11 protein-coding genes are annotated in these 13056 nt (G+C 67.2%); 9 read left to right on the plus strand and 2 right to left on the minus strand.

The window, feature by feature from the left end; all coding sequences use genetic code 11:
* The first annotated feature begins 99 nt into the window (after window positions 1–99).
* The 6 genes from yaaA to GOQ09_RS06650 all read left to right on the plus strand — a co-directional run bounded on the left by yaaA (window position 100) and on the right by GOQ09_RS06650 (window position 5504).
* Window positions 100–882, plus strand: coding sequence for a peroxide stress protein YaaA (gene yaaA, locus GOQ09_RS06625; protein ID WP_157612713.1), 783 nt, complete (start codon window positions 100–102; stop codon window positions 880–882).
* Between the two features lies 1 nt (window position 883).
* Window positions 884–1723 carry a 2OG-Fe(II) oxygenase gene (locus GOQ09_RS06630; protein ID WP_157612714.1) on the plus strand — a complete coding sequence of 280 codons (840 nt, stop codon included), beginning with the start codon at window positions 884–886 and terminating at the stop codon, window positions 1721–1723.
* A gap of 9 nt (window positions 1724–1732) precedes the next feature.
* Window positions 1733–2632, plus strand: a complete 900-nt coding sequence (locus GOQ09_RS06635) for an alpha/beta fold hydrolase (protein ID WP_157612715.1) — start codon at window positions 1733–1735, stop codon at window positions 2630–2632.
* The gene (gene queF / locus GOQ09_RS06640; protein WP_157612716.1) at window positions 2629–3516 is read left to right on the plus strand and encodes an NADPH-dependent 7-cyano-7-deazaguanine reductase QueF; all 888 of its coding nucleotides are present in this window, start codon (window positions 2629–2631) and stop codon (window positions 3514–3516) included. Before GOQ09_RS06635 ends, queF begins: the two co-directional genes overlap by 4 nt.
* Before the next feature lie 112 nt (window positions 3517–3628).
* Window positions 3629–4534: an SDR family NAD(P)-dependent oxidoreductase gene (locus GOQ09_RS06645; RefSeq protein ID WP_157612717.1), complete on the plus strand. Its 906-nt coding sequence runs from the start codon at window positions 3629–3631 to the stop codon at window positions 4532–4534.
* Between the two features lie 79 nt (window positions 4535–4613).
* Window positions 4614–5504, plus strand: coding sequence for a LysR substrate-binding domain-containing protein (locus GOQ09_RS06650; RefSeq protein ID WP_157612718.1), 891 nt, complete (start codon window positions 4614–4616; stop codon window positions 5502–5504).
* Between the two features lie 26 nt (window positions 5505–5530).
* Here GOQ09_RS06650 and GOQ09_RS06655 read toward each other — a convergent pair whose 3' ends face one another.
* Window positions 5531–6892, minus strand: coding sequence for an MmgE/PrpD family protein (locus tag GOQ09_RS06655; protein ID WP_157612719.1), 1362 nt, complete (start codon window positions 6890–6892; stop codon window positions 5531–5533).
* 12 nt (window positions 6893–6904) lie between these two features.
* A complete protein-coding gene (locus tag GOQ09_RS06660; protein ID WP_157612720.1) occupies window positions 6905–8068 on the minus strand; it encodes an acyl-CoA dehydrogenase family protein in 1164 nt (387 codons plus the stop codon).
* A gap of 106 nt (window positions 8069–8174) precedes the next feature.
* On the opposite strand from GOQ09_RS06660, the gene GOQ09_RS06665 reads away from it, so the two are divergent.
* Genes GOQ09_RS06665 through GOQ09_RS06675 form a run of 3 tightly spaced genes read left to right on the plus strand, consistent with a single transcriptional unit; the run spans window position 8175 to window position 13039 of the window.
* Window positions 8175–10502: an acyl-CoA dehydrogenase gene (locus GOQ09_RS06665; RefSeq protein WP_157612721.1), complete on the plus strand. Its 2328-nt coding sequence runs from the start codon at window positions 8175–8177 to the stop codon at window positions 10500–10502.
* A 44-nt stretch (window positions 10503–10546) separates the two neighbouring features.
* Entirely contained in the window at window positions 10547–11539 is a 993-nt protein-coding gene (locus GOQ09_RS06670) for a Bug family tripartite tricarboxylate transporter substrate binding protein (protein WP_157612722.1), read from the plus strand.
* 3 nt (window positions 11540–11542) lie between these two features.
* Window positions 11543–13039: a class I adenylate-forming enzyme family protein gene (locus GOQ09_RS06675; protein WP_157612723.1), complete on the plus strand. Its 1497-nt coding sequence runs from the start codon at window positions 11543–11545 to the stop codon at window positions 13037–13039.
* The last annotated feature ends 17 nt before the right edge of the window (window positions 13040–13056 follow it).

Here is a 13056-nt window from a genome sequence, read left to right on the forward strand (position 1 = left end):
GCAAAACGGCACCCGCGGGTGCCGTCGGTCACAGGGTGGGAATGGCGGTGATTTTACCGGGGAGGTACCCCGTCATCGGCGCGCCCGATAATTCCGCGAATGCTGTTTCTGCTCTCCCCTGCGAAGTCGCTCGACTACGACACGCCAGTTCCCGATGAAATCCCCTCCACCAAACCCCATTTCGAGGCCCCCCGCGGCCCTTCGGCCGAACTGATCAAGCTGCTGCGCGAGAAGTCGCCGCAGCAGATCTCGGAGCTCATGCACCTGTCGGACAAGCTCTCCACCCTCAACGTGGCCCGCTACCACGCCTGGGCCGGCAAAAGCACGCCGAAGAACGCCCGCCAGGCCGCATTCGCGTTCGATGGCGATGTGTACGGAGGCCTCGATGCCCGGACGCTCACGCCCGCGCAGCTGGAGTGGGCGCAGGAGCATGTCTGCATCCTGAGCGGCCTCTACGGCCTGCTGCGCCCACTCGACCTGCTGCAGCCCTACCGGCTCGAGATGGGCACGCCGCTTGCCAACAAGCATGGCAAGGACCTGTATGCCTTCTGGGGCTCGCGCATTGCAGAGCACTTGAATGAGCGCCTGGCGGCGGACCGCACGCCCGTGGTGGTCAACGTCGCCTCGCAGGAATACTTCCGGTCGGTCGACCTGAAGGTGCTCAAGGCCCGCGTGGTCGAATGCGTGTTCGAGGAATGGAAGGGCGACCGGTACAAGATCGTGAGCTTCTACGCCAAGCGTGCCCGCGGCCTGCTTGCACGCTGGGCGGTGCTGCACAAGGCGGCCACGCCCAAGGCGCTGGAAAAATTCGATCTCGAAGGTTATGGTTTCGATGCCGAGGCTTCGACGGCCCAAAGGCTTGTGTTCAGAAGGAAGACTTGAAATGTCACAGGCGATCAGTCCCGAGCTGAGGGAATGGCTGGTGTCGCAGCTCGCGGCGGGGCATTCGGTGCCCGCGCTGCGCGCCTCGATGCGCGCGGCCGGCTGGCAGGACGCTGCCACCGACCTCGCGCTGGCGCAGCTCGAAGCCGGGTTCCCCCATGTCGAAGCTGCCAAGCCGCGCCGCACCGACATGCCCGGCCCCAATCTGGACGGTGCGCCGCTCTACATAGACGCCGGCGACCGCCGCGTTCAGGTGCTGCACACCATGCAGCATCCGCGCGTGGTCGTCTTCGGCAACCTCTTGTCGCCGGAAGAGTGCGAAGGCCTGATTGCGGCCGCGCGGGTGCGGCTCGCGCGCTCACTCACGGTCGAAACACGCACCGGCGGCGAGGTGCTGAACGTCGACCGCACCAGCGACGGCATGTTCTTCGAGCGCGGTGAAAACGAAATCGTCGCGCGCCTGGAGCAGCGCATTGCCGTGCTGCTCCGCTGGCCGGTGGAGTTTGGCGAGGGACTGCAGATCCTGCGCTACGCACCCGGCGCGCAGTACCGACCGCACTACGACTACTTCGACCCTGGCGAGCCGGGCACGCCCACCATCCTCAAGCGCGGCGGGCAGCGCGTGGCCACGCTGGTCATGTACCTGCAGGAGCCCGAGCAGGGCGGCGCCACCACCTTCCCCGATGTCGGCCTGGAAGTGGCGCCCGTGCGCGGCACCGGCGTGTTCTTCAGCTACGACGAGCCCGACCCCGCCACCCGCACGCTGCACGGTGGCGCACCGGTGCTCGCGGGCGAGAAGTGGGTGGCCACCAAGTGGCTGCGCGAACGCGAATTCAAATAAAACGAACCCATGAAGCTCCAAGCCAACGGATTGCAGATCGAGGTCGAGGACACCGGCGGCGAAGGGCGCCCCGTCGCATTGCTCATCATGGGCCTGGGCATGCAGCTCGTCGGCTGGCCTCAGCCTTTTGTGCAGGGGCTGGTGGATGCGGGCTTTCGCGTGGTGCGCCACGACAACCGTGACATCGGCTTGAGCCAGGGCTTCGATCATGCGGGCACCGGCAACATCGTGTGGGAAAGCATTCGCCAGCGCCTTGGCCTGCAGGTGCGCTCGGCCTACACCCTGCAAGACATGGCGCGCGATTCGCTCGGCGTGCTCGACGCGCTCGGCATCAAGCATGCGCACGTCATCGGCGCCTCGATGGGCGGCATGATCGCGCAGCACTTGGCCGCCGACGCGCCTGAGCGCGTGACCAGCCTCGTGAGCATCATGAGCTCGAGCGGCGCGCGCGGCCTGCCGGGGCCCCGGAGCGACGTGGCCGCCATGCTGCTGCGCCGTCCGCTGGGCGGCGGCGAGGCCGAACTGGTGGCGCACAGCATCAAGCTGCTCAGGCTCATCCAGAGCCCCGCCTACCCGCAAAGCACCGAAGAGCTGGCCGAGCGCCTTACCTTCAGCATGCGACGCGCCTACCGCCCGGCCGGCATGTTCCGCCAGATGCTCGCCATTGGCGCCGATTCGCGCCGGCCCGAAGTGCTGCCGCGCATCAAATGCCCGACGCTGGTGCTGCACGGTGAAGCCGATGCGCTGGTGCCCATGGTCTGCGGGCAAGACACCGCCAAGCGCATTCCCGGCTCGAAATTCATCAGCATTCCCGGCATGGGCCACGACCTGCCGCCCGAGGTGTGCGCCATCCTCGTCAATCACATCGCCCCGTTCCTGCACGCGGCCGAAGAACACCACAAGCCATGAGCCTGGACAACACTCCCCCCAACCCGAGCGCAAACCCGAACACGCCCGAGCAGTCGCAGCTGGGCCGCGCCTCGGCCTATGCGGACAAGTACGACCCCTCGCTGCTTTTTCCGATTGCGCGCGCCACCCAGCGCGAATCCATGGGCATTGCCGCCGGCGCGCTGCCTTTCTTCGGCGCCGACCTCTGGACCGCGTTCGAAGTGAGCTGGCTCAACCTGCGCGGCAAGCCGCAGCTGGCCATCGCGCACTTCACCATTCCGTGCGAAACGCCCAACATCATCGAGAGCAAGTCGTTCAAGCTGTACCTCAACAGCTTCAACAGCACCGCTTTTGCAAGCATCGATGCCGTGCGCGACCGCATGCGCACCGACCTGGCCGAGGCGCTCTGGCGCGGCAGCGACCAATCCGCCGGCATTGGCGTGAAGCTGCTCGCGCCAGACATGTTCGACCGCGAGCCGGTGCATGAACTCGACGGGCTCGACCTCGACCGGCTCGACATCGAGTGCACCCACTACCAGCCCGCACCCGAGCTGCTGTCGAGCGATTCAACCCAGCCGCCGGTGAACGAAACGCTCACCAGCCGCCTGCTCAAGAGCAATTGCCTCGTTACCGGCCAGCCCGACTGGGGCAGTGTGCAGATCCGCTACAGCGGCCCTGCCATCGACCAGGCCGGCCTGCTGGCGTACATCGTGAGCTTTCGCAACCACAACGAGTTTCACGAGCCATGCGCCGAGCGCATCTTCACGGACATCTGGACCCGCTGCAAACCGAACAAGCTTGCGGTGTATGCGCGCTACACGCGGCGCGGCGGGCTCGACATCAATCCGTTTCGCACCAGCTGGCCGCAGGCGCTGCCGCCAAACATCCGCACCGCGCGGCAATAACGAAGCGGGCGCCGCCGAAGCCCCTCTTCGGAAATCCGGAACTCGCCAGCCGGCCCCTGTGGCATTCTGGAACTGCCCGTGAACTGCGGGCGGATTTCCGGAGCAGACACACATGGTTGAAGGAAAAGTGGTCGTCGTGACTGGCGCGGGCGGTGGAATCGGGCGCGACATTGCGCTGGCAATGGCGAAGAGCGGCGCCAAGGTGGTGGTCAACGACATCGGCGCCGCGCTCGATGGCGCGGGCGGCAGCGCCGGCCCCGCGCAGCAGGTGGTCGACGAAATCCGTGCCGCCGGCGGCCAGGCCGTGCCCAACACCGACAGCGTGGCCGAAGCGGCCAGTGCAGCACGCATTGTCGAATGCGCGGTCGAGAGCTTCGGCCGCGTCGATGCCGTGGTCAACAACGCCGGCATCCTGCGCGACCGCTTCTTCCACAAGATGTCGGTCGACGAATGGGACGCGGTAATCAAAGTGCACCTCTACGGCGCCTACTACGTGAGCCGCGCGGCCGCAACGCACTTCAAGGAGCAGAACTCGGGCGCCATGGTGCACATGACCTCGACCTCGGGCCTCATCGGCAACTACGGCCAGGCCAACTACGCGGCGGCCAAGCTCGGCATCGCGGCGTTGTCGAAGTCCATTGCCCTCGACATGCTCAAGTTCAACGTGCGTTCCAACTGCATCGCGCCCTTCGCATGGAGCCGCATGATCGGCGCCATTCCCACCGACACCGACGAGCAGCGCGCCCGCGTCGACAAGATCAAGCAGATGACGCCCGCCAAGGTGGCGCCGCTTGCGGTGTACCTTGCCAGCGATGCGGCCGGTGCGGTCAACGGCCAGATATTTGCGGTGCGCAACAACGAGATCTCGCTCATCAGCCAGCCGCGGCCGGTGCGCTCCATTCACCGTTCCGAAGGCTGGACGCCCGAGAGCATTGCCGAGCATGCCATGCCCGCCATGCGTGCGAGCTTTTTCCCGCTGGACCGCTCGGCGGACGTGTTCAGCTGGGACCCGGTCTGAGGTCAAACCCCGAAAAGGGCGCGTACAGCGCCATTCGGCCGACAATGCACGCTTCTTTCCTTCTTCGCGCGCTTGTCCGGTGAACCTGCATTTCGACCTGTTCGACCTGAAACTGTTCGTCTACGTGGCGGACGCGCGCAGCCTCACCCGCGGCGCCGAGAAAGCCTGCATCTCGCTCGCGGCGGCCTCCACGCGCATCAAGCAGATGGAAGAAGCCGTGGGCGGCAAGCTGCTGCACCGCAGCGCGCAGGGCGTGAGCCTCACGGCCGCGGGGCAGGCGGTGCTCTATCACGCCAAGCGCGTGATGCAGCAGATGGAGCACCTGCGCTGCGACATGCAGGACTTCGGCAAGGGCATCAAGGGCCATGTGCGCGTGTTCGCCAACACCACTTCAATTACCGAATACCTGCCGCAAAAGCTCGCGGGTTTTCTCACGCAGCATCCGGCCGTGCAGGTCGACCTGCGTGAATACCTGAGCGAAGAAATCGTGCGCGCCGTGGCCGATGGCGAGGCCGACATCGGCATTCTGGCGGGCGATGTGCACACCGGAGAATTCGACGCGCGTCCCTTCGGCAGCAATCAGCTCGTGCTGGTGGTGCCCGAGACGCATCACCTGGCAGGGGCTTCTTCGGTGGCCTTTGCCGACACGCTCGACGAGCAGCATGTGGGCTTGCACCACGGCAGCGCCATCCACCGCTTTCTGCAGCGCCGTGCCGAGCTGGCCGGCCGCGGCTTCAACCCGCGCATCCAGGTCAGCAGCTTCGAGGCCATCTGCCTGATGATCGAGGCGGGCGTGGGCGTCGGCGTGCTGCCGGCCTCGTCGGCGCAGCGGCTGTCGATGGCGATGCGGATCTCGACGGTGGCCCTCAGCGATGCATGGGCGGAGCGAGAACTCAAGTTGATTGCACGCGACCGCGAGCAGCTGCCGGCTTCGGCGCGCGAGCTGTTCGATCACCTCGTCGCGCCTTAGCTGGCGCTAGCACCTTGCCGCTGGCTTCAGGGCAGCCAGCGTTCCACCCGGGGCGCGTCGGCCAACTGCCAGATACGCTGGCACAGCGCCTTGGCCTCTTCGGCCGTGGCGCCTTCGCCGTAGTGCGCAAGACGCTGCATCTTGTCTTCGATTTCGGCGCGGCTCAGCGTGTTGCCGGGGTCGCCCTTGGGCTCGTCCACGCGGCCCTGCAGCGTGCGGCCGTCGCGGGTCTGCACGCTCACCTTGCCAATCCAGCGCGCGGGGTAGGCGGTATCGACCTCGGTATCAAGCTCCATTGCCACCTTGTCGCGGAACGCGGCCACCTCGGGCGCCACAAAATCGCGGTCGAACTCGCCCAACCCGGCGCGGCCGTGCACCGCAATAAGGCCCAGCACGGTGCCCATCGAGAACTTGCCCTGGTGCACCGTGGCCGGCACCGTGACGCGGCCCAGCACGTCGATGGCGCCTTGGTGCACATGCGTGGTCACGCGGGCCACATCGTCGGGCTTGAGGCTGTGCTGCGTCATTACCTGCAGCAACGCATCGGCCGCGGGATGGGTGTGGCGGCACGAGGCGTGGTACTTGAACGAGGTTTCGGCCAGTGCCCAGCGGGTGCCAAGGCGATCGGTGAGGCGGGCCGGATCGGCATCGCTCGACATGCCCACGCCAAGGCCTTGCGCACCTTCGAGCACCTTGGCGGCGCCCGTGAAGCCGTCTTGCGCAAGGTAGGCCGACATGAGCCCGCTGGCTGCCGCATGGGCACAGTGCAGCTGCTTGGAGTCGGCCGCATCGCGCAGAAACTCCCACACGCCTGCTGACTGCGTGCCGGCCGAGCCGAAGGCATGCAGCATCTGCTGCGGCGTGAGCTTCAGCAGGCTGCCCACCGCGGCGGCCGCCGCCAGCGTGCCCGCCGTTGCAGTGGTGTGAAAGGTCTTGTAGTGAGAGCGGCCCAGGAATTCGCCCACGCGGATGCCCACCTCGTAGCCCGCGACCACGGCCACCAGCAGTTGCGCACCGCTCGCGCCCATGCTCTGCGCCACGGCCAGCGCGGGTGCAATGACCACTGCGGCGGGGTGGAACACCGAGCCGTTGTGCACGTCGTCCTGTTCCACGTAGTGCGAGGCCGCGGCGTTGACCAGCGCTGCGAACACCGGCGAGCTGGTGCGGCGCGAGGTGAGTATTTCACTCGGCCCATCGGCGGGGCCCATCATCTGCGCAAAGCGCTCGATGGAGCGCACCGGCCGCGCAGTGCGGGCCGCGAGCACCGAGCCCAGCCAGTCGAGCATCAGGTCTTCGGTGCGGCGCAGCACGGGCGCGGGAATGTCCGCGAACTGCAGTTCGGCGGCAAAGGTGGCGAGCACCTTGCTCGGATGATTTGAATCGGTCATGGATCAGTTCCTTCAGAACGAGCGGGGCAGGCCGAGCATGTGCTCCGCCACGTAGCTCAGGATGAGGTTGGTCGAGATCGGCGCGACTTGATACAGCCGCGTCTCGCGGAACTTGCGCTCGATGTCGTATTCGCAGGCAAAGCCAAAGCCGCCATGGAACTGCAGGCAGGCGTTGGCGGCCTCCCAGCTGGCCTTGGCCGCCAGGTACTTGGCCATGTTGGCCTGCGCGCCGCAGGGCTCGCGCGCATCGAACAGGCGGCAGGCTTCATAGCGCATGAGGTTCGCGGCTTCGATTTCGATGAAGGCTTCGGCAATGGGGAACTGCACGCCTTGGTTCTGGCCGATGGGCCGCCCGAACACCACGCGCTCTTTCGTGTATGCGGTGACCTTGTCGATGAACCAGTAGCCGTCGCCGATGCATTCGGCCGCAATGAGCGTGCGCTCTGCATTGAGACCGTCGAGGATGTACTTGAAGCCCTGGCCCTCTTCGCCGATCAGGTTCTCGGCCGGGATCTCGAGGTTTTCGAAGAAGAGTTCGTTGGTCTCGTGGTTCACCATGTTGAGAATGGGCCGCACCGTCATGCCGTTGCCGATGGCCTCGCGCAGGTCGACGATGAAGATCGACATGCCTTCGGACTTTTTCTTCACGTCCGCCAGCGGCGTGGTGCGCGCCAGCAGGATCATCAGGTCCGAGTGCTGGATGCGCGAGATCCACACCTTCTGCCCGTTGATCACGTATCGGTCGCCCTTCTTCACGGCCGTGGTCTTGATCTTGGTGGTGTCGGTGCCCGTGCTGGGCTCGGTCACGCCCATTGATTGCAGGCGCAGCTCGCCGGTGGCAATGCGCGGCAGGTAGTTGCGCTTTTGCGCCTCGCTGCCGTGGCGCAGCAGCGTGCCCATGTTGTACATCTGGCCGTGGCAGGCGCCGGAGTTGCCGCCCGAGCGGTTGATTTCTTCCATGATTACCGAAGCCTCGGTGAGCCCGAGGCCCGAGCCGCCGTACTCCTGCGGAATGAGCGCGGCCATCCAGCCGGCCTTGGTGAGCGCATCGACGAACTCGGCGGGGTAGCCGCGCGCTTCGTCGACCTTGCGGAAATACTCGTTGGGAAACTGCGCGCACAGGTCGCGCACGGCGTCGCGGATATCGGAAAAACGGGTGTCGTTGCTGCTGTTCATCCACCGAATCTATGCCTCTCCCGCGCGAGGCGGTTCTGTGATTGCGAAACCCTCCCTTCGCCAAATGCAAATGCCGCGCAAGGGGGCGTTCTGTCACGCTGCGGCGATGGACACCGAATCACTCTCCGCAATACGCGAAGCCGCGCTCGACTACTTCGTGCGCAGCCGTTCCATCCAGCGCCGGCGCGAGCGCATGGAACACCCCGATGCCGACGAGGCGCAAGGCTGGAGCGCGCTGGCCGAACTGGGCTGGACCGGCATGCTGGCACCTGAATCGACCGGCGGTATGGCCTTGGGCCTCACGGGTGCCGCGCAAGTACTGCGGGCGGCCGGCGAGCACGTTGCGCCCGAACCGCTGCTGGCGGTGGCGGGCCTCAGCGCGCTGCTGCTGGCGCGGCTCGAATCGAAGAGCGCGCAGTCGCTGCTTGCGGACCTCGTGGCCGGCCGCAGCCTGCCCGCATTGGCTTGGCAGGAGAGCGCGGGCGACCTGAGCGCCGTGCCGCTGGCCTGCGGCTGCGAGCCGCGCGCGGGCCATGCGGGCGGCGTGCTGCTGCAGGGTGAAAAGCTCATGGTGCTGCCCGGCGCGGCGGCCAGCGGCTGGCTGGTCTCGGCGAGGGGCAGCGACGACGCGGTGCTGCTGTGGGTGCCGCGCGGCACTGCCGGCGTGAGCGAAACCCTGATGCCGCTGGTGGACGGCAGCCAGGCCGCGAGCCTGCGTTTCGAACAAGTGGAGTTGCCGCCCGAAGCGGTGCTGGCGGAAGGCCCCGCCGCGCAAGATGCGCTGCGCCATGCGCTGGCTGCCGGCCAGATTCTGCAGGCGGCCGAGCTGCTGGGCGTGGGGCAGGCCATGCTCGCGCAGACGCTGGCTTACCTGCGCACCCGCTCGCAGTTCGGCAAGCCCATCGGCAGCTTCCAGGCGCTGCAACACCGCTGCGTGGACATGTTCATTCACCTCGAAGTGGCGCAAGCCACGTTGGCGGAGGTGCTGTCGCTCGCCAACCAGGAGCTCGCCGCCGACCGGCTCGAAGCCGAGGCCAGCCGCGTGAATGCCCGCTGCAGCGCCGCGGCGCTGCAGGTCTCGCGCGCGGCGTTGCAGTTGCATGGCGCCATCGGCTACACGCAGGAATGCGACCTGAGCCTGTACTACAAGCGCACGCTGTGCCTTTCGGCGTGGCTCGGCAATGCCGCTGCGCACCAGCGCCGCCATGCCACGCTGGCTGAAGGCGGGGAAGCACGAACGGGCGCAGCCGAATGGGAGGGCGAGTTTCCGCGTACTGCCGACTGGAGCGAAATGCCCGAGGCGGAATTCCGCCGCATGGTGCGCGGCTTTCTGCAGAAGCGATATCCGCAACAGCTGCGCTACCTCTCGCATCGGGCCCGCTGGAGCGAGATACGCGACTGGTATCTCACCCTCTCGGAGCAAGGCTGGATCGCGCCGGCGTGGCCGCAGGCGCATGGCGGCATGGGCCTGCCCGCCGACAAGCTCATTGCATGGATCGAGGAACTGGAGCAGTACGGCGTCGCGCGCACGCCAGACCAGGGCATCGTGATGATCGGGCCGCTGTTGATTCAGCATGGCACGCCCGAACAGCAGGGCCGCTTTCTGCCGCGCATATTGAGCGGCGAGCATGTGTGGTGCCAGGGCTATTCGGAGCCCAACGCCGGCTCCGACCTGGCCGGGCTGCGCACCGAAGCCGTGGCGGGGCGCGATGCAGAGGGCGACCACTTCATCGTCAACGGCCAGAAGATCTGGACCACGCTCGCGCAGGACGCCAACCACATCTTCATGCTCGTGCGCACCGACAAGGCCGCGCGCAAGCAAGAGGGCATCAGCTTTCTGCTGTGCGACCTGCGCACGCCGGGCATCACGGTGCGACCGATTCACACGCTCTCGGGCGAGCCCGAGTTCTGCGAGGTGTTTTTCGACAACGTGCGCGTGCCGGCCGAAAACCTGGTCGGCAAGCTGCACGGCGGGTGGACCATTGCCAAGGCGCTGCTGGGCTTCGAGCGCATCTTTCTCGGCAGCCCCAAGCAGTCGCAGTACGCACTCGGCCAACTGGCGAGGCTTGCACAGGCGCGGCGCCTTTTTGCAGACCCGGTGTTCGCGCAGCGCTTCGCGGCCCTGCGGCTCGACGTGCTCGACCTGTCGGCCGCGTACACAGGCTTTGCCGACATCGTGCGAGCGGGCAAGCCGCTGCCCGCATCGGTGTCGCTGCTGAAGATCTGGGCCAGCGAAACCTATCACCGCATCGGCGCAATGCTGATCGAGGCCGGGGAAGAGCAGGGCGCCGTGGCCGGCGACCAGGTGCTCGACGGGCAAACCTTCAACGTGCTGTCGCCGTTGATCGGTTCGACGGCCGCAATGATCTACGGCGGCACCAACGAGATCCAGCGAAACATCCTCGCGCGGCAGGTGCTCGATCTGCCTGTTTGAGCCGGTTGCGTTCGCCCAAGAAATAAACAACAGGAGACAAGCCAATGGAAACCACGGACATCACACGGCGGCAAGCCGTCGCCGCGCTGGCAGGCAGCGCACTGCTGGCCGCACTGCCTTCGCGCGCCTTCGCACAGCAGCAACAACAGCTGCCGCCGCTCATCAAGCTGGTGGTCGGCTACTCCGCGGGCGGTCCGGTGGATGGTGCGGCGCGCCTGCTTGCGCCCGCGCTCGGCCAGGAGCTCGGCACGCAGGTCATCGTGGAAAACCGGCCTGGCGCCAGTGGTTCGGTGGGTGGTGACGCGGTCGCCAAGGCTGCGCCCGATGCCGCGATGCTGTTCTTCGGCGCGAGCCCGACGATCACCATCAACCCGAACATCCAGCGAAAGATGCCCTTCGACCCGATGAAGGACCTGACGCCCATCGCGCCGCTGGTGGACTACACCAACGTGCTCGTGGTCAACAAGGACTTGCCGGTGCACAGCGTGGCCGAACTGCTGGCCTACGCGAAGGCGCGGCCGGGCAAGGTGTTCTACGGCTCGGCCGGCATCGGCGCCTCGAACCACCTGAGCGGCGCGCTGCTCGAGAAGATGACCGGCGTGCAGCTCACGCATGTGCCGTACAAGGGCAGCGCGCCCGCCCTGGCCGACGTGATGGGCGGCACCGTGACGATGATGTTCGACATCATCGCCACCTCGCGCCCGTTCATTCAATCGGGCAAGCTGCGCGCGCTGGCCGTCACATCGCGCCAGCGCAACCGCATGCTGCCCGAGGTGCCGACGATGATCGAATCCGGCGTGGCCGGGTATGACGTGGGCGGCTGGTTCGGCCTCTACGGCCCCGCGCGCATGGACCCGGCGCTGGTCGCCCGCCTGAATGCGGCCGCGCACAAGGCCATGGCGCGCGACGATATCGCCAATCGCCTGCGAGAGCAGGGCTACGAAGTGTGGACGGGCGCCGCGGAACTGCTGGCCACCAAGGGCCAGGCCGACCGGAAGCTCTGGGCCACCGCGTCCAAGGGCATCGAAGCGGAATAGCCAATGGTGCCCACGCGAATCCACGGGCTGCTCGAAGCGCGCGCATCGCGCTCGCCCGATGCGGTTTTTCTTTTCGAGCCCTCGGGCACCGTGTCCTATGCGGCGTTGCAGGCCATGGCCGAGGCCGCCGCCCAAGACCTGCTGGCCGCAGGCGTGCGGCCAACCGACCGCGTGCTGCTGCTGGCCGAGAATTGTGCCGCGCACATTGCACTGATCATGGCGTGCAGCCGTGTGGGTGCCTGGTCGTGCGGCGTCAATGCGCGCATGTCGCCGGGCGAGATCGCGGCCATTGCCGAGCGCGCCGACGCGCGGCTGTGCTACTTCACCACCGGCGCCTCGGAAGCCGCGCGCCAGCACGCGATTCGCGCCGGCGCCACATCGTCGGCACTGCCCGGCGTGATGCGCTCGGCCGCGTGCGCCGAGGCCCGTCCGGAGACCGACCCCGCGCTGGCGGACGCGGCCGCCATCATCTTCACATCCGGCACATCGGGCACGCCCAAGGGCGTGATGGTGTCGCACCGCGGGCTGCTGCATTTCGGCCGCGTCTCGGCCCGCGTGCGCTCGCTGGGCGAGCGCGACCGGGTCTACGCCTTCTTGCCGATGACGCACATCTTCGGCATTGGCACGGTGCTGATGGCGGCGCTCACCGGCGGCGCTGCGCTGGTGCTGCGCGCGAGCTTCTCGCCCGCCGACATGCTGCAGGCGCTTGCGCATGAACAGGTGTCGAACCTGCTCGGCCCGCCCACCATGTATGCGCGCCTGCTGGCGCACGTCGAGGCGGAGCGCGCTGCGATTCGCTTTCCGGCGCTGCGCTACGTCTATACGGGCTCCGCGCCGCTCGACCTGGGGCTCAAGCAGCGCGTCGAGGCGCTGTTCGGCCAGCCGCTGCACTATGGCTACGGCCTTTCGGAATACGCGGGCTCGGTGTTCCTGACGCGCGTCGAGGCTCCGCGCGCGGACACGGCCGCGGGCTACGTGGTGGAGGGCGGCGAGGCGCGCATCGTCGACTCCGGCGGCAACGATGTCGCGCCGGGAGAAACAGGCGAGATCTGGCTGCGCGGCCCCGGCCTCATGCTGGGCTACTTTCGCGATGCGGCATCCACAGCGCAGGTCATGCGTCCGGGGGGCTGGTACGCGAGCGGCGACCTCGGCCGCTTCGACGCGGACGGCGCGCTGTTTGTGGTCGGCCGGCTCAAGGAGATGATCATCCGCTCGGGCTTCAACGTCTACCCCGCCGAGATCGAAACGGCGATCGGCCGTTTCGACGGCGTCCACCTTTGCGCGGTGGTCGGCGTGCCCGAATCGGACGGCAACGAGCAGATCGTCGCCTTCGTCGAAATGAAGCCAGGCGTGGTGCTGGACGAGCCCGCGCTCCGCACCTACCTGGCGCAGCATCTGTCGCCTTACAAGCGCCCCGCGCGCATCGAGGCGATCGGCGCAATGCCGACCACAGCCAACGGCAAGGTGCTCAAGCGCGAACTGCAGGCGCGCTGCAGATAGCGGCCCAGTGCGGTGCA

The organism is Variovorax paradoxus, from assembly GCF_009755665.1.
Lineage (GTDB): Bacteria > Pseudomonadota > Gammaproteobacteria > Burkholderiales > Burkholderiaceae_C > Variovorax > Variovorax paradoxus_G.

What these genes read in the sequence shown, in the direction of transcription:
- GOQ09_RS06630 (WP_157612714.1), top strand. Translation starts at nt 884, where the DNA reads ATGTCACAGGCGATCAGTCCCGAGCTGAGGGAATGGCTGGTGTCGCAG.
- queF (WP_157612716.1), top strand. Translation starts at nt 2,629, where the DNA reads ATGAGCCTGGACAACACTCCCCCCAACCCGAGCGCAAACCCGAACACG.
- GOQ09_RS06635 (WP_157612715.1), top strand. Translation starts at nt 1,733, where the DNA reads ATGAAGCTCCAAGCCAACGGATTGCAGATCGAGGTCGAGGACACCGGC.
- GOQ09_RS06675 (WP_157612723.1), top strand. Translation starts at nt 11,543, where the DNA reads ATGGTGCCCACGCGAATCCACGGGCTGCTCGAAGCGCGCGCATCGCGC.
- GOQ09_RS06665 (WP_157612721.1), top strand. Translation starts at nt 8,175, where the DNA reads ATGGACACCGAATCACTCTCCGCAATACGCGAAGCCGCGCTCGACTAC.
- GOQ09_RS06670 (WP_157612722.1), top strand. Translation starts at nt 10,547, where the DNA reads ATGGAAACCACGGACATCACACGGCGGCAAGCCGTCGCCGCGCTGGCA.
- GOQ09_RS06660 (WP_157612720.1), bottom strand. Translation starts at nt 8,068, where the DNA reads ATGAACAGCAGCAACGACACCCGTTTTTCCGATATCCGCGACGCCGTG.
- GOQ09_RS06655 (WP_157612719.1), bottom strand. Translation starts at nt 6,892, where the DNA reads ATGACCGATTCAAATCATCCGAGCAAGGTGCTCGCCACCTTTGCCGCC.
- yaaA (WP_157612713.1), top strand. Translation starts at nt 100, where the DNA reads ATGCTGTTTCTGCTCTCCCCTGCGAAGTCGCTCGACTACGACACGCCA.
- GOQ09_RS06645 (WP_157612717.1), top strand. Translation starts at nt 3,629, where the DNA reads ATGGTTGAAGGAAAAGTGGTCGTCGTGACTGGCGCGGGCGGTGGAATC.